This is a genomic window from Alcanivorax sp. DP30, from assembly GCF_009882945.1.
Lineage (GTDB): Bacteria > Pseudomonadota > Gammaproteobacteria > Pseudomonadales > Alcanivoracaceae > Alcanivorax.
The window spans coordinates 73,862-90,451 of the sequence record NZ_WTUY01000001.1 but is presented as its reverse complement, the minus strand read 5'-3'; the positions used below and the strand labels follow the sequence as shown (position 1 = coordinate 90,451).

Genomic DNA, 16,590 nt, shown 5'->3' with positions numbered 1-16,590 from the left:
GAATATGAGTGCAGATACCCCCCATGTTCTGGTTGTGGATGACGAAGCCGACCTGCGTGAACTGCTGGTTATTACCCTTGGTCGCATGAAACTCAAGGCCACGGCAGCGGAATCCCTGGGGGCAGCCAGGGACAAACTGAACTCAGGCCATTTCGATCTTTGTCTCACCGACATGAACCTGGGCGATGGCACCGGACTGGAACTGTTGCAGCATATCTCGCAGCACTGCCCGGAAATGCCTACAGCAGTCATTACCGCCTACGGCAACATGGAGACTGCCACCGAAGCCATGAAACTTGGCGCCTACGATTTCATTTCCAAACCGGTCGCACTGGACCGGCTGCGCCAGTTAATTGAAGACGGGCTTGATATCAGCCATGTGGAAGAACATCAGGAAGAAGAAGACAACCTGATTGGTGAAGCGCCAGCCATGCAGGCCCTGAAGGCCCAGGTCAGAAAGCTGTCGCGTAGCCAGGCCCCTATTTATATCAGCGGGGAGTCCGGAAGCGGCAAAGAGCGTATCGCCCGTCTGATCCACAACCTGGGTCCGCGACGGGAGAAACCCTTTGTCGCTGTGAACTGTGGCGCAATTCCTTCCGAACTGATGGAAAGTGAATTCTTCGGCCATCGTAAAGGCGCATTTACCGGCGCGGTGGAAGACCGAAAAGGCCTTTTCCGTGAAGCTGACGGCGGCACCCTGTTTCTGGATGAGGTAGCAGACCTGCCGTTGCATATGCAGGTAAAACTGCTCCGTGCCATTCAGGAGAAAAGTGTCCGCCCGGTGGGCGAAGCCAGAGAATTTCAGGTCAACCTTCGCATCCTCTGCGCCACCCACAAGAATCTGACCCATGAAATGGCTGAAGGTCGCTTCCGTCAGGATCTATTTTATCGATTGAATGTCATTGAAGCGCATGTGCCGCCGCTTCGTGAACGGAAGGAAGATATCCCTGCCCTAGTCGACCACATTCTCCAGCGTCTTAGTCAGGCATGGGATACCACCACACCCAAAGTCAGTGGCCAGGCCATGAAGGCCCTGTGTGAATATCCGTTCCCAGGCAACGTTCGCGAGCTGGAAAACACACTGGAGCGCGCAATGACCCTGTGCGACGGCATGGTCATCGAAACCGAAAACCTGCATTTACAGGGCCAGTCCAGCCAGGCTCTCGCTGCAAACAGTCATTATGAAGGCAGCCCTCCCGCTTCTCCTGAGCGAGATCCAGGGCAACCTCTGGAAGAGTTTCTTCAGGATATCGAGCGCCAGGAAATTCTCAAAGCCCTGGACGCCACGCACTGGAATCGAACTGCGGCGGCGAAGAAACTGGGGATGACCTTCCGCTCTCTTCGCTATCGATTGAAAAAACTGGAGTTGGACCGGGATGACGCCGGCACAGAATAAACATCAGGATCAGTAAACGGGACATCACCACACATCATCTGGGCAAGGAGCTCGGCACTGGCAGGTGCCGAAACAAGACCGTTGCGATAGTGCCCTGCCGCAGCAAACACGCCCTGCAACCCAGGCAACGGGCCAAGAAAAGGAAAATCCCTTTCACAACCGGGACGAACACCCGCCCAGTGAAAGCTGGGCTTGTATCTGGATAGCGACGGCCACAACGCTTTTGCAATTGCCTCAAGCCGATATCGCCCCTGCACCGTGGGATAAAACGATGCATCCCCTTTTCTCAAAGTTGATCCCACCAACACAGCGCCATCATTTCGCGGTATCAGGTAGCCTTCTTCGGTCAACATTACCGCTGGCACCTGCCCCGGCTCCAACTTGTACAGCAGCATCTCTCCCTTCGCGGGAAACAAGGGCAAACTCACTCCCAGCTTCTCGAGCAATGATTGCATACCCACACCAGAGCTCAATAATACCTGGCTCGATAACCAGCGACGGCCGTCCTTGGCACAAACCTGCACCCCCTTTGAACAACGCTGAACATCAACAACATGGGCGAACTCAAACCGCACGCCTCTCCGCTGTAGTTCATGCCGCAACAATTTCAGCAACCCGGGGTTTCTGATATTCCCTTGTGCAGGAAAAAAGACACCGGCTTCGGCATTAAAATCGGTCATCAGGGATCCTGCCGAACGTCGCTCTGCAGCAACCTGCCAGCGTTCGGCCCATGCCAAGGCTTCATCGATCTCTTTTTCCCTGGCAGACACCCAGACGCCACCCCGGTTCAGCAGTGTTCGTGAAGAATCACCACAGGGATCGAGTCTCTTCAGCAGGCGCTCAAAACGGGGGAGTGCATCAACAGCAAGACGCGTCATCGCATCACTATATCGCCAGGAGAACAACGGCGTAAGAATCCCACCTCCTGCCCAGGAGGCAGGCGGAAAAGCATCGGGAGCATCAATCACCACCACCGATCTCTGACGCTGTGTAAGCTCAAGCGCACTCAGCAGCCCGACAATCCCTCCACCTACAACAAGCACATCTGACATGAGCATTACCGGAAAAGACTTACACAAAGGAAAGCAACATTAGCACAACCCCCGAACTGATTTCGAATTAGTCTCCGATTAGAGAATCGGAGCATCAAATGAAACCAATACCCGCCCCAAAAGCATCACGCCAGAAAGGTTTTACACTGATTGATCTCATGCTAATGACCCTATTACTGGCCATGCTTTCTGCAATTGCCAGTCACACATGGAGCAGCGTCATCTCGCGTTATCGCGTAACAACAGCGACATCCAATATTCACGCCCTTCTCAGGAGCGCCAGAGCGAATGCCATATCCGAGGGAAGTCAGATGATTTGCGACGGAGATCACGGATGCTCAAGATTTGAAATAACCCGTACCCTTTGGGCTGGCCACGACCAAAATGGCGACGGAAAACTTTCCCGCTCAGAAATTTCTGAACACTACAGTCTGCCTGAAGGAGTCACTCTTACCTGGAAACGCTTTCGCGGCAATGCACTAATATTTGGCAATCGGGGAATAACACACTTCCAGAATGGAAGCCTGTATATATGCAACAAGATCACTGCGAGAAGGATTGTCATGAACTGGATCGGCCGCCCCAGGGTAGAAACAGCCGATCCAGAAGACTGTCGTTAACGAATAGAACCTTTCACCAGTGTGGACCGGAATCAGTTGTACACGAGGATTTCTTCATGCAAGTCCGACCTTCACTGTCAATCTTCATGATCTCGGTCCCGTCCATCAGCCCTTTGGGGGTTGCACTGATCTCATACTGCTGATCACCATCCCCTTGTATGGAAATGGCAACAGAGTAAAACTCGCTGTTCGCCAAAGTTGGCGACAAGCTGGAAAGAGTCGCTCCATTGTAAGAGAAGTTCTTTGCCCGGTAGCGCTCAAGCGCCCCGGCCAATGCCATCATCTCCGCCTGCGCATCCGACTGACGGGACTTCTGAACATACTGAACATAACTGGGGTAAGAGATAGCGCCCAGTATGGACACTATCATTACTACCACCAGAATCTCGATCAAGGAAAAGCCACCCTCTCGGGTCTTGATTTTATGCTGCATAATGCACCGATCCCGGATCAATTAGCCTTAAACTCGTTTGCCTGAGTCTTATCCATCTGATACCAACGACGCTTGCGAAGATGGTCGTACCCCAGATCCTCCGCACCAATCACTTCAGTACCAACGACCACATTCACGTTGCCTTCGCCATCCGTCACCAATACCGGCGTGGGAGGCGGGGTAGACTGTTCCAACTGCTCACGACGATCTGTTGGTACCGTACCGTCATTATTAATTGGAACTGCTTCGGCAGTGTCCAGGCTAACGGTATGAAGGTAGGCTTGCCCGTAGGTAACGGCGCAAGCATTATCCTCTTCGGCTTCCTGCTTCGGTTCATAGGTGGTAAACCGCAATACATTTTTGAATATCACAGGAGAAGCCAGCGATTTCTCACCCTTCTCGAGGAAATAGTACCAGCCCATGGCGTCGTCTTCGGGTTTGCCGGAACTAACGTTCGTCATATCTCCAAGGGAAACATCCTTCGGTGCTGCCCCATTACCGGCAAGGGCTGTCTTGTCTTTGACTACGAAAATTCCGTCCGTGACATTTTCATCAAGCGGATGGGACCGATAGCCCGAACTAGCCGCCACAAACAATGTTTTGGTTCCACCATCATTCAAATACGCCACAGCCGGAGCCTCATAGAAACGGCGATTGCCGGAAGCTCCTGAGCCGCTCAGTGACGCCAGGCGATGTACTTTCATGTCCTTGTCACCGGATTGATCGATATCAACCCGGAACAGCTGGCCGCCCAGATCACCAAAGTACAGGAAGTCGGCGACACCATCGAACTCTTTGTCGACCACAGAAATACTACCGGGCACAGACCACTTCATATTGCTGTTATTGGTATCTGCACCGCTATCGCTGGCCGACCAAACCAAATCCCCCGTCTCAGCATTCACAATGTAAATTGCGTTGCCCATGGAATCGCCATTATTTCGCGAGTCACCTTGTTTCCTGTCATGGCCGGAGGGGTCATAGCCGCCGCCAAAAACCAATACCGGCAACACATCATCTCCGACGGGTATCTGTGTCAGCGTTGGTGTGGACCATGTCTGCCCCAGATCATCAAAGTCGCCACTGCCACCTGAAATCTTCCACTTCAGCGAAGGGCTGTTCAGGTTACCAACATCCAGGGCGTAGTAATCACGGCCACCACGACGCATGCCACCATACAGAAACACATCAGCCGGAGCCGCTTCAGCAGTATCCCCAGGGCGTCGCCAGGCAACCCAGCTGCCGTCGAGGCCATAGGTCTGGCGTTCATTACCATTCTTCAACCCCTGGCGCTCGATGGTGTACTGGTTCGCCTTACTGATGAACTCATAGGGCATGAAGACAAACTTTTCCTCACCATTTGTCGTATCAATCGCGTGGAGCATGCCCCCATTGTTGGAAACAAAAACAACATTGTTATCACTATTGCCGCCATAGTTAACCATCAGAGGCACACTGTGCAGCGGGTCCCCCCACATGGTTTTCAGCTCGTCCATGAGGGCGTCAAAGTTCTCATCAGGGGCATTCCCATCCAGCCCTACGTCTTCTTTGCTCAAAGACGGATCATCCCAATCCAGCTTGCTGGTATTTCCTGCGGAATTTGTATAGAACAATGTGCGGCTGGCGACTTCTTCACGCGCCCCACCCAACTTGGCGTCATCCCCATCGATATTTTCACTCCAGTAGCTGTGTGAAAATTCTTTGAAATAACCAGTATCAGGGTCCACCGCATTATTGCCATCCTGTCCCTTGATGACGCCATCTTCCAGTTTGTAGCGCTTGAGGTTTCCTTCCCAGTAGCTGCCTGCACTGGGCTCAAAGATGGAATAGTACAACTGATCAAGGTGCTGGAAACGGTTCATCTGGTTGATCGCAACACCCGGTGCAGCAATAGAGCGGGATCGCTTGTCGATCAAATCGAAAATTTCCAGGAAAGCCCCCGCCAAAGATTCGGCATCTGATGCGGTATAGGTGCCGTCGGCACCATCTGTGGAGACAGCCTGCATATTGGACAAATTGTCCCCCATGTGAAGGCCGACATTGTAAGTAACGATATTGTCATCGTTATACAGATCATCGGAAATTCTTTCCTGACAGTCATAGGAGTTTTTTGCGCCATTGCAGAGAGACGGCCAACTGCTGCCGTTAGGCTCACCGTCTGTGAAAATAACAAGGTGATTGGTTTCACATTCGTTCGCCGAATTGATCGGCGACACGTATCTTCCATTACTGTCAACAATAGGCGCTTCATTCACACATGAAGTGGTGAGCTCACACTGCTCTGTAGTTCCGACAAGCTGATACTCCTCATACTGATAGGAGCGACAATAGTAACCGCCGGGCCAACGCCACCCCCAACTGGTGCACTGGCGCCGGCAGTTCCAATAGCCGGTGTAACATTGTTCTCCGTTCGACAAGGCTACCCAGTCATACTCCTGCACATCCTCACAGGTTTCCGTCTCCTTGTATTCGAGGCAAACCGATTTAGTAGTGTCGTCAGAAGATTCATTGCCGTAATTCGCCTTGTATGGACGGTCACCGACCATGTATCGGCTCATCTCCCAATAGGCAGACGCAGTGGGAGTCCCCCCGGTTGGGTCACCAGAACCACTCGCTGCATCACCTGCGGAATTCAATGCAGACACAGTGTCTTTGAAAACACGTTCTGTTTTTGCGTTGATCTCGGTGACGGGAATCAATACATGACCAGCGTTAGAGGAGCCTGAGCGAAAACGGCCAATCCCCATTTTCACGTCATCTGGGACGGAATCAATGAGTACATGCATGGCATCTTCAAGCATGTTGATGCGACGATTATCCGCGTCACTACACCAACCCACATTCGAAACAGAGTCTTTACACCAGCGCATACTCCCTGACGTATCCAGAAGAACCATCACATTGGCAGAAGGTCTGTTCTGGTTGTTGTCCGCTGCCGCCTGGGAATAATAGATTTCGGTATCATCTGCATACAGTTTTGTAGGCGCCATAATTATCGCCAGCAACATCAGCAGGTAAACCCTAACTGGATTATTCATTGTCCCCTCCTATTCAATCTCTGAGCCTGGTTTGATACCCCGCTTCAAAGCTTCCTGAAGGTGGTGGTTATCCAGGTTGAAACTTTTCATTTCGCTCTCGCCGAGCATTGCGATCTTGTAATCCACAAATACGGCACCACCCCCTGTGGTGCTTATCTGAGAGCCCTCGATGGGCTCATAACCATCAAGGCGACTGGTGGAAGCAGCGCGCAACAACCCTCTTGAGTCAAGATAATCATTGTTTCCGCACACCCCTTCCTTGCTCGTATTACTCTTTGAGACACAGCGCTGAAGAGAATTGCTGCCCGATAACTGTGCGTAAAGGTCCTCTCCAGAAAGGTCACTGAGCTCTTCATAAGCTTCAATCAAAGCAGTCTCAGCTGCCTCAAAAGTCATCGCGTCAGCCTGAGTACCAGTCGCCACCTTGGCGGAAAAAACACTGGATTTCATGGCTGATAGCCCTAGCAGTGAGACCACCACCAGGATCATGAGGGCAACCATCAATGCCGCGCCTTGCTGCCGATGCAACTTGATCAATTCCGATTTCATACCGCATCCCAGTTGTAATTACGTAGTTTCACTGTTGACATAAACACGCGCCGAACAGAACGATCCTTGGGCTCATCAACAGTCTTGGTCAGCACATGGATTTTTCTGGCGCCATCACTTTCCGGCAAGTTATTACTCTCTTCTTTGAGCAAGAAGGCGAACCGGACAGCAACCACTGGATTCACGCCTTGAGAACCCGCTTCCACATAACGGCTGACATTGGCAAAACCATCCTCGTTTTGGTCTATGCCGTAGAGCACTTCGAAAGCCTCTATACCATCAAGAAGTACTACGCCCCCGCCCCCGGTAAGACTGCCTTGGCAAACCAGCTCTGAGTCCCCGTTGACAAAGTAGCTGTTAACAATCTCTGTTACCGCGCCAGCCACGGAGCCCTCACAGTCCGAAGTGCCGTGATAGGAGACTGTAAGCCGGTCAAAATCTGCGCCGTTTGATGAACCTGGTAGCCCGCCCGCAGCAGCAAACCGAACCCCCTTGTCAAAGGTTGACGACACACCGCTCATTTCCAGGCCCGTACGACGAAGGTCAGCAACCAAAAAACGCACGAACAACTGACCGTTTTCTTGCACCCGGGAAAGCGTCTGCTGAAGCAAAAAAGACTGTTGGTTGGCCAGAAAAAGCTGCACTGCAGCGCCAGTAATCAACAAGCCAAGCAACATTGCCACCATGAGTTCAATAAGGCTGAATCCTCGCTCCGCTTTCATCGAGAAACCTCCATCACCACACAGGACGTGCCTTCATCCGTATTTACGCCGGTATCTGTCATGCAATCATCCGGGGTTTGCTGATTCCAGCTGACCAGAACACAACTCATGTCTGTCGCATGCTTGCACTCATCTACCGTTATCATTCCACCTGGAAGTAAATTGGCCGCCTGCCAGGCAAGCACACTGATATCCCATTCAGCCACGTCATCAGGCGTGCATGTACTATCGATACAGTCTTTCAGGCTCCCCAACGTTTTCCCCGGAGCAATAGTTTGATCCGGCCAATTATCAACATCCAGATAACTGGCCATGGCACTCTCATTCGCCATAAAGCTCTCCAGCGCACCCTGAGCAAGCAAAGTCGCCTGGGCACGATGGTTGGCGTCCTCCGCCGCTTTCAGAGCTGTAAGCTGCATGGCGGCATAACCCAACACACCAATAGCAAGCACCAGAATTGCCACTAGTACCTCTATTAAGCCGACCCCTCGCTGTTTATTCTTCGTAGACACTTTCATCAGCTACAGCTCTTAACTTCGTTGGTTACTTTGCCAAAGGGGGAAATGGTGATGGTCCGGCCTTTTTCACCACTGCGATCATCACAAAGAGTAAAAACCGCTTCTCCCACATTGGTTAGTCCGTTGCTGCGGAACTGGATTTCACTGAGGCCATCTTCGGACTTAATTTCCCCACTCCCCTGAGGTAAAAACGTCTGGTTTTTCTCCGTGGTTACAGAAGCAGGGTATTCGATCATCCAGCCCGCCCCCCAGTTACTTCCGGACACCGGCTTGAGTGTCACGGTCGTCCGCAAGCTGACCGCCTGGAGGCGGGCGGCATTAACAGAAGAGATGAAATCTGAAGCCGTTGCCCGAATGGCTCCACTGGCCTGCATCTCATTGAAAGCAGGAACAGCGATCGCCGCCCCGATCGCAATGATCAAGACAGAGACTATGAGTTCGATGATGGTAAACCCCGCCTGACGGCGTGGGTAACGTGGCTTGCTCATCCGCACCCCAGAAGTAGTTCTTATTTAACCTGATCTCACTTTAACAATAGCCATTCAGCCATCAATCGAATGGAGACCAGTGGGAGGTTAGCAACCCCGAACGGTATACCCTGCTGAAAAACAATGGGTTTTGGTACTTTTGGGTGTGAGCCGCCTCACACTATGGTCGTATACCTGCGCAACTTTTATCCTATACAAAAGTATTAGCTTGGTATTGAGATATCGGCGGCAGAAAAAACCGGACAGGCGTTACGGACGTAACGCCTTGGGCATGGAAAAACGGATATTTTCTTCGCGACCAGGAATTTCCCGGGCACCCTGACCGCCATAGGATTTGAGGGTGGCGATAACCTGCTGCACCAGCTCTTCCGGAGCGCTGGCACCAGCGGTAACACCAACGCTTTTCTTGCCTTCCAGCCAGGTTTTGTCGATCTGACCCGGCTCATCCAGCAAGTAGGATTCGGTGCCACAGCGCTCTGCCAGCTCACGCAGGCGGTTGGAGTTGGAGCTGTTCACCGAACCCACTACCAGCACCAGATCGCATTCCAGTGCCAACTGGCGTACCGCATCCTGACGATTGGTAGTGGCATAGCAGATGTCTTCCCGCTTGGGGCCATGGATGCCCGGGAAGCGCTGACGCAGGGCGTCGATGACCTTTGCCGTATCGTCCACACTGAGCGTGGTCTGGGTGACAAAAGCCAGTTTTGACGGATCACGCACCTGCAGGGCGGCCACATCTGACTCGTCTTCCACCAGGTAGATATCACCGCCATGGGACTTGTCGTATTGCCCCATAGTGCCTTCAACTTCCGGGTGTCCCTCATGGCCAATCAGGATGCTTTCACGGCCTTCTCGGGCGTAGCGGATGACCTCCATATGCACCTTGGTGACCAGCGGGCAGGTGGCATCGAACACCTTCAGCTGCCTGCGCTCGGCTTCCTGCTGTACCGCCTTGGACACACCATGGGCGCTGAAAATCACGATGGTGTCATCGGGCACCTCATGAAGCTCTTCCACAAACACCGCTCCGCGCTGGCGCAGGTCATCGACCACAAATCGGTTGTGGACCACCTCGTGGCGGACATAGATAGGGGGGCCGAAGACTTCCAGGGCCCGGTTAACGATGTCGATGGCGCGATCCACCCCGGCGCAAAAGCCGCGGGGATTGGCGAGACGAATTTCCATAGGACGAGGAACCGCGAACAGTGAGTAGTTATCAGCGAAAGATCGTTATGTCGATTCTAACGGTTAATGCCTCTGGATTCACTGTTAGTTCAGGGTGACGGGCTGCTCAGGGGCATAACGCTCAACAGCAACAATCTCGACCTCGAAGGTCAGGTCGCGGCCAGCCAGTGGGTGATTGAAATCCACGTATACCCAATCATCTTCCACGCGACTGATCACCCCCGGCAGCTCGCCGCCAGCGGCATCGGCAAAGCTGAGCACCATGCCCGATTCGAGTGTGTCGTATTGGGCAAAGGTGTCACGGGTGAAATGCTGCAGGTTGTCTTCGTTGTACTCCCCAAAGGCCTTTTTTGCCTCCAGAAACACACTACGCTTGTCACCCGCCTTGAGGCCGCGAATGGAGCTTTCAAAGCCCGGCAACAGGGACTCATCCCCCCAGACGAACGAGGCCGGCTCGCCACCAAAGGTAGAGTCCATCTCGGTACCATCCATCAACCGCACCGCGAAATGCAGAGTGACCTGGGTCTCGGGGCCTGCGCGAAGAATCTCAGTCATGGTTCTTTTTCGCTCCCAGGAGCATATCAAGAAGGATCAGGCCCGCACCGATGGTGATGGCCGTGTCGGCGATATTAAAGGCCGGAAAGTGGTAATCCCCCCAGTAAAAATCAAGGAAATCCACCACATGCCCCAGCACCAGACGATCATAAAAATTGCCCAATGCTCCGCCAAGAATCAGTGAAAGCGCCGCCCCCTGCATTTTTTCTGCCTTGGTCAGCCGCGCCAGCCAGATCAGGATCATGACCGACGCCGCCACCGCGATGGCGGTAAAGAACCAGCGCTGCCAGCCGCCAGCATCGGCAAGAAAACTGAACGCTGCCCCCGAATTGTAGGCCAGGGTCAGGTTAAAGTGCGGGAAGACTTCCAGACGCTCATAAAGGGAAAAACGATCCACCGCCATATGCTTGGTGATCTGATCGAGCACGATCACGACCACTGAAAGCCACAGCCACATTAGCTGCCCGGGAATCCTGGCTAAGGTCATTGGTTCTCTACCTGGTTAATACGTTGGGTGCTCCGGCGGCGATGAGCTAACGCCCATGTCCGCCCTGCGGCATCAGGCGTAATGGCGGATTTCGCCATCGCCATCCACGTTGGTGACACATCGGCCGCACAGTTCTTCATGTCCGGCATGACTACCCACATCCGCTTGATGGTGCCAGCAACGAACACACTTGGTGTTTTCAGACGCTACAACCTGAACCTTGAGTCCGGCAGCAGCCTCCTCCAGCTCGGCGGGCGCTTCTGCCAGTGGTTTGAGCGTCGCCGCGGAGGTAATGGTCACAAAACGCAGCTCATCGCCGAGTTTTTCCAGCAAGGCCTGCTTGTCCGCATCCACGAACAGGGTCACTTCAGCACTGAGGCCACCCTTGATCAATTTATCGCGGCGAGCCCCTTCGATAGCCTTGTTCACTGCCTGCTTTACGTCCTGTACCTGATCCCAGAAATCACGCCCCATTTCCGCGTCATCCAGAGCAAACAGGCCGTCATACCACTCTGCCAGGAACACAGAATCGAGACGCTCGCCGGGCAGGTTCTCGTAAATCTCTTCAGCCGTGAAGCTGAGGATCGGTGCCATCCAGCGCACCAACGCCTGGGCGATATGGTAAAGAGCGGTCTGGCAGGAGCGACGCGCCACGGAATCTGCCTGGGTGGTGTACTGGCGATCCTTGATGATATCCAGATAGAACCCGCCCAGATCCAGCGCACAGAAGTTATGCAGGCGCTGGTAGATCTGGTGGAAATGGTAGCCGTCGTACAGGCCCTTGATCTCCTCCTGCAGCTGCAGGGCGCGATCGACAATGTAGCGGTCCAGCGCCAGCATCTGCTCCGGCTGCAGCGCATCGCTGGCCGGATCAAAACCGCTCAGGTTGGAAAGCAGGAAACGGCTGGTATTGCGAATGCGGCGATAGCTGTCGCCCATCTGCTTGAGGATGTCCTTGGACACGGACATCTCGCCGCGATAATCCGTCGCCGCCACCCAAAGACGCAGGATATCGGCGCCCAGGTCATTCCACACTTCCTGGGGAGCAATCACGTTGCCGATGGACTTGGACATCTTGCGGCCCTGCTCATCCACGGTGAAGCCGTGGGTCAGCACCGTGTCATAAGGTGCCGAGTCGCGGATCGCCAGACTGGTCAGCAGGGACGACTGGAACCAGCCACGGTGCTGGTCGGAGCCCTCCAGATAAAGATCCGCCGGCGCACGCAGCTGCTCGCGCTGATCCAGCACACAGTAGTGAGTCACACCGGAATCAAACCACACGTCCAGGGTATCGGTGACCTTGCTGTACTGGTCCGCCTCGTCACCGAGCAGTTCTGCCGGCTCCAGATCGAACCAGGCATCAATGCCTTCCTTCTCGACACGTTGCGCCACCTGCTCGATGAGGGCCGGGGTATCCGGGTGCAGCTCGCTGGTTTCCTTGTTCACGAACAAGGCAATGGGTACGCCCCAGGTACGCTGACGGGAGATACACCAGTCCGGGCGATCGGTGAGCATGCCCTCGATGCGCGCCTTGCCCCAGTCCGGCAGCCACTGCACCTTGTCCACTTCCTGACGGGCACGCTGAAGCAGACCATTCTTGTCCATGGACACGAACCACTGGGCGGTGGCCCGGAAGATCAACGGCGTCTTGTGGCGCCAGCAGTGAGGGTAGCTGTGTTCCAGTTTGGCAAACTTCACCAACGTGCCGCTGCCCTTGAGCGCGTCAATCACCGGCTCGTTGGCCTTCGCCACATGGATGCCGCCCACCACGGCCAGGTCATCACGAAACTTGCCGTTATCCAGCACCGGGCTGATCGGATCCAGGTCGTATTTCTGGCCCACCACAAAATCGTCAGCACCATGGCCCGGCGCAGTATGGACCAGGCCGGTACCGGCATCGGTGGTGACGTGCTCACCGAGAATCACCGGCACCTGATAGTCCAGGAACGGGTGTTTCAGTGACAGCCTTTCCAGCTTGGCGCCCACCACGGCGGTAGAGCGGGACACATTTGCCAGCCCCCACTTTTCCACCAGATCATCGGCCAGGGCTTCTGCCACCAGCAATTCACGGGACTCGCCATCCAGATCACCGCGGAGCAGGACATAATCCAGCTCCGGGTGCACGGACACTGCCCGGTTGGCCGGCAGGGTCCAGGGGGTGGTGGTCCAGATCACCAGGGCCGGGGCTTTCGCCTCAATGCCACTGCGGGCGGTGAAGTCCGCCACGTCCACCACCGGGAAGGCCACGTCGATGGCGAAGGAGACCTTGTCGTAATACTCCACTTCCGCCTCGGCCAGCGCAGAGCCGCAGTCCAGACACCAGTGCACCGGCTTGAAGCCCTGCTGCAGGTGGCCGTTGTCCACGATCTTGCCCAGGCCCCGGATGATGTTGGCCTCGAAGCCGTAATCCATGGTCAGGTAGGGATTGTCCCAGTCACCGAACACACCCAGGCGCTTGAAGTCGGCCTTCTGGCCTTCCACCTGCTTGCTGGCGTACTCGCGACACTTCTGACGGAAAGTGCGGGCGTCCACCTTGTGGCCGGCCTTACCGACTTTCTTTTCCACCATCAGCTCGATGGGCAGGCCATGACAGTCCCAGCCCGGCACATAGGGGGCATCGAAACCCGCCAGGGTGCGCGACTTGACGATCATGTCCTTGAGGATCTTGTTCACCGCATGACCAATGTGAATATTGCCATTGGCGTAAGGGGGGCCATCATGAAGAATGAATTTGGGACGGCCGGCAAAGGCCGCGCGAATCTTCTGGTAGAGCTCTTTGTCTTGCCACTCTTTCAGACGCGCGGGTTCACGCTGGGACAAACCGGCCTTCATGGGAAAGTCGGTATGAGGAAGGTTAAGCGTTGCCTTGTAGTCCGTCATAAATATCGCTGTTAAGTACGCTTTTCAAAGTAAGCCCGAACCGCTTCCACATCCTGCCAGATGGCAGTCTTGAGCTGATCCAGGTCCGCAAATTTTTCTTCCGCCCGCACATAATGGCGGAACGAAACAGTGAGGTGTTTTCCGTAGAGGCTATCCTTGCCAACGCCGGCATCGCTGTAGTCCAGCAGATGCACTTCCAGGCGGTTCTCGGTGCCATTAACCGTGGGACGGGTGCCCATGTTGGCCGCGCCGGCCTGCGCCTGGAAGCCTTCGCCATCCACCGTGACGGCGAAAATGCCATGCAACGGTGAGCGTAATCGTTTAAGCGCCAGATTGACCGTGGGCAGATTGAGGGTGCGACCGATCTTGTCACCATGGCGCACCCGGCCACTGATTGCGAACGGACGCCCCAGCAAGGTTTCCGCCAAGGCGAAATCGCCTTCCTCCAGCGCCCCACGCACCCGGGTGCTGGAAACGCGCTCACCCTCGATTTCGCACGTGGCGGTATCGGTCACCGCGAAGCCATATTGCTTGCCCGCATCCTGCAGGTAGGCAAAATCCCCATCCCGGCCACAGCCAAAACGGAAATCATCACCCACCACCAGATACTCGATCCCCAGCCCTTCAACCAACAGGCTGCGCACAAAGGCATCCGCAGTCAGGGAACGAAAACGCTCGTCGAAGCGGACACACAACACCTGGTCCACGCCTGCCTCGCGAAGCGCGATCAGCTTGTCACGCAGCGACATCAATCGGGCGGGTGCCTGATCCGGTGCGAAGAATTCCTGGGGCTGCGGCTCAAACAGCATCACTGTGGCCTTGCTGCCACGGCGTCGGGCTTCCGCGATCACCTGATCCAGAATCCGTTGATGCCCCTGATGCACCCCATCGAAATTGCCAATGGTGGCTACACAGCCGCGATGCCTGTCGCGCAAATTGTGAATGCCGCGAATCAGTCGCATCTCACCCTCGCCTTGAAAGACGCACGATTATACAGGAACGCGACGTGCAACACGCAACACGCTTGCACGCCGGCGTGGATAATCCCGGTTTTTTATCACCGGGAAACACCCGACGCGGCACTCAGCGCCGCAGATGACGGACCCGCAGACCCAGAATAACCAGCGCCAGGCCATACAGAACCAGCCCGGAGAGCACAATCAGGCTCAACCAGCCCACCCGATGCAGCGCCCCCGCTTCGGTCCACACCGTGGTCTGCATAGACAACCACCAGGTCGCTGCCGCCATACCCAGGCCGGCCACCAGCATACGCCCCCAGTGGAACAGCCAGCCCGCTTGCGGTGTATAAACGCCGGCCCGGCGCAAACCCACATATAGCAGGCCCGCATTCAACCAGGCAGAAAGGGCCATGGCGGTGGCCAGCCCCACGTGACGCAACTCCCACACCAGCAGTGCGCCGAAGGCCATATTCGCCACCATGGCCAGCACCCCGATCTTCACCGGGGTTTTGGTGTCCTGACGGGCATAAAAGCCCGGCGCCAGCACCTTGATCAGCATGGCCGCCAACAGCCCTGCGCTGTAGGCCCGCAGGGATTGAGCAGTCTTGTCCACATCAAACGCAGTGAACTCGCCATACTGAAACAGGGTCGACAGCAGCGGTTCGGCCAGTACCGCCAGGGCCAGCGCCGCCGGCAAGCCAATCAACAGGACCATACGAATAGCCCAGTCCATCATCCGGGAAAAACTCTCCGGGTCTGCCTCGGCATGCTGCTTTGACAGGCTTGGGAGAATCACCGTGCCGATCGCCACCGCAAAGATACCCAGAGGCAGCTCAATCAAACGATCCGTGTAGTAAAGCCAGGTCACCGAACCGGTCTCCAGCAGCGACGCCAGCACCGTATTGACCAGCGAGTTGAGCTGGTAGACGGAGGCCCCGAACAGTGCGGGCACCATCAAGGTCATGATCTTGCGCACGCCCGGGTCATTCCAGCCCATCCGCGGCACCGGCATCAGATTCAGCCGGGCCAGAAACGGCAACTGGAACAGCAACTGTGCCGCACCGGCAATTAACACACCCCAGGCCAGCGCCACCGCCATGCGGTCCTCGGAAAAGTACGGGGTCAAAAACAACGCACAGCCGATCAGGCTCAGGTTCAGCAGCACCGGAGTGAAGGCCGGCACCGCAAAACGGTTCCAGGTATTGAGAATGCCACCGGCAAAGGCGGTCAGCGCAATAAAAAAGAGATACGGGAAAGTCAGCCGCAGCATTTCCACGGCCAGCGCCCGCTTCTGCGGCTCATCGCCAAAACCGGGGGCAAACACCCATATGATGGCCGGCGCCGCCAGCACCCCGAGCAGAGTGACCAGCATGAGTGTGCCACCGAGCGTTCCCGCCACCCGATCCACCAGCAGTTTGGTGGCCGCAAGACTGCCCTTGCTGCGATATTCCCCCAGCACGGGTACAAACGCCTGATTAAAGGCCCCTTCGGCGAACAACCGACGCAAAAAATTGGGAATTTTCAGGGCCACAAAGAAGGCATCCGCCCCCGCTGACGCACCAAGCATGCGGGCAATCACCACATCCCTTACCAGGCCCAGCACCCGCGACAGCATGGTCATGGTCGACACTACCAATGTCGAAGCCAGCAACCCGGCACTTCTGGGACCTGTCGGCTGTTGCGAATCCGTGTTTTCGGTCATCAGTTC

15 protein-coding genes are annotated in these 16,590 nt (G+C 55.4%); 2 read left to right on the top strand and 13 right to left on the bottom strand.

All coding sequences use genetic code 11. The features are described from left to right. The first annotated feature begins 4 nt into the window (after window positions 1–4). On the top strand, window positions 5–1,396 hold the full coding sequence (locus GQF00_RS00500) for a sigma-54 dependent transcriptional regulator (protein WP_161316978.1): 1,392 nt from the start codon (window positions 5–7) through the stop codon (window positions 1,394–1,396). Here GQF00_RS00500 and GQF00_RS00495 read toward each other — a convergent pair. After that, a complete protein-coding gene (locus GQF00_RS00495) occupies window positions 1,345–2,448 on the bottom strand; it encodes an FAD-binding oxidoreductase (protein ID WP_161316976.1) in 1,104 nt (367 codons plus the stop codon). The two genes, GQF00_RS00500 and GQF00_RS00495, sit on opposite strands and share 52 nt — an antisense overlap. 98 nt (window positions 2,449–2,546) lie before the next feature. Here GQF00_RS00495 and GQF00_RS00490 point away from each other — a divergent pair, with 98 nt between their 5' ends. Further along, window positions 2,547–3,068 carry a GspH/FimT family protein gene (locus GQF00_RS00490; protein WP_161316974.1) on the top strand — a complete coding sequence of 174 codons (522 nt, stop codon included), beginning with the start codon at window positions 2,547–2,549 and terminating at the stop codon, window positions 3,066–3,068. 13 nt (window positions 3,069–3,081) lie between these two features. Here GQF00_RS00490 and GQF00_RS00485 read toward each other — a convergent pair whose 3' ends face one another. The 12 genes from GQF00_RS00485 to murJ form a co-directional block, all read right to left on the bottom strand. Further along, window positions 3,082–3,501, bottom strand: coding sequence for a type IV pilin protein (locus GQF00_RS00485; RefSeq protein WP_161316971.1), 420 nt, complete (start codon window positions 3,499–3,501; stop codon window positions 3,082–3,084). Window positions 3,502–3,518: 17 nt separating this feature from the next. Next, complete coding sequence (locus tag GQF00_RS00480; protein WP_161316969.1) at window positions 3,519–6,539, bottom strand: PilC/PilY family type IV pilus protein; 3,021 nt, start codon at window positions 6,537–6,539, stop codon at window positions 3,519–3,521. 9 nt (window positions 6,540–6,548) lie between these two features. After that, on the bottom strand, window positions 6,549–7,088 hold the full coding sequence (locus tag GQF00_RS00475) for a PilX N-terminal domain-containing pilus assembly protein (protein ID WP_161316967.1): 540 nt from the start codon (window positions 7,086–7,088) through the stop codon (window positions 6,549–6,551). Next, window positions 7,085–7,810: a PilW family protein gene (locus tag GQF00_RS00470; protein ID WP_161316966.1), complete on the bottom strand. Its 726-nt coding sequence runs from the start codon at window positions 7,808–7,810 to the stop codon at window positions 7,085–7,087. Before GQF00_RS00470 ends, GQF00_RS00475 begins: the two co-directional genes overlap by 4 nt. After that, complete coding sequence (gene pilV / locus GQF00_RS00465; RefSeq protein WP_161316964.1) at window positions 7,807–8,328, bottom strand: type IV pilus modification protein PilV; 522 nt, start codon at window positions 8,326–8,328, stop codon at window positions 7,807–7,809. The genes GQF00_RS00470 and pilV overlap by 4 nt, the downstream gene beginning before the upstream one ends. Further along, window positions 8,328–8,816: a GspH/FimT family protein gene (locus GQF00_RS00460; protein WP_161316962.1), complete on the bottom strand. Its 489-nt coding sequence runs from the start codon at window positions 8,814–8,816 to the stop codon at window positions 8,328–8,330. The genes pilV and GQF00_RS00460 overlap by 1 nt, the downstream gene beginning before the upstream one ends. Window positions 8,817–9,065: 249 nt before the next feature. Next, window positions 9,066–10,001 (bottom strand): 4-hydroxy-3-methylbut-2-enyl diphosphate reductase, encoded by a 936-nt coding sequence (gene ispH / locus GQF00_RS00455; protein ID WP_161316960.1) that lies wholly within the window; start codon window positions 9,999–10,001, stop codon window positions 9,066–9,068. A gap of 84 nt (window positions 10,002–10,085) precedes the next feature. Then, on the bottom strand, window positions 10,086–10,556 hold the full coding sequence (locus GQF00_RS00450) for a peptidylprolyl isomerase (RefSeq protein ID WP_161316958.1): 471 nt from the start codon (window positions 10,554–10,556) through the stop codon (window positions 10,086–10,088). After that, the gene (lspA, locus tag GQF00_RS00445; RefSeq protein WP_161316956.1) at window positions 10,549–11,043 is read right to left on the bottom strand and encodes a signal peptidase II; all 495 of its coding nucleotides are present in this window, start codon (window positions 11,041–11,043) and stop codon (window positions 10,549–10,551) included. Before lspA ends, GQF00_RS00450 begins: the two co-directional genes overlap by 8 nt. A gap of 72 nt (window positions 11,044–11,115) precedes the next feature. Further along, window positions 11,116–13,923 carry an isoleucine--tRNA ligase gene (gene ileS / locus GQF00_RS00440; RefSeq protein ID WP_161316955.1) on the bottom strand — a complete coding sequence of 936 codons (2,808 nt, stop codon included), beginning with the start codon at window positions 13,921–13,923 and terminating at the stop codon, window positions 11,116–11,118. Between the two features lie 11 nt (window positions 13,924–13,934). Then, the gene (ribF, locus tag GQF00_RS00435; protein ID WP_161316953.1) at window positions 13,935–14,885 is read right to left on the bottom strand and encodes a bifunctional riboflavin kinase/FAD synthetase; all 951 of its coding nucleotides are present in this window, start codon (window positions 14,883–14,885) and stop codon (window positions 13,935–13,937) included. Window positions 14,886–15,006: 121 nt separating this feature from the next. Next, the gene (murJ, locus tag GQF00_RS00430; protein WP_161316951.1) at window positions 15,007–16,584 is read right to left on the bottom strand and encodes a murein biosynthesis integral membrane protein MurJ; all 1,578 of its coding nucleotides are present in this window, start codon (window positions 16,582–16,584) and stop codon (window positions 15,007–15,009) included. Between the last annotated feature and the right edge of the window lie 6 nt (window positions 16,585–16,590).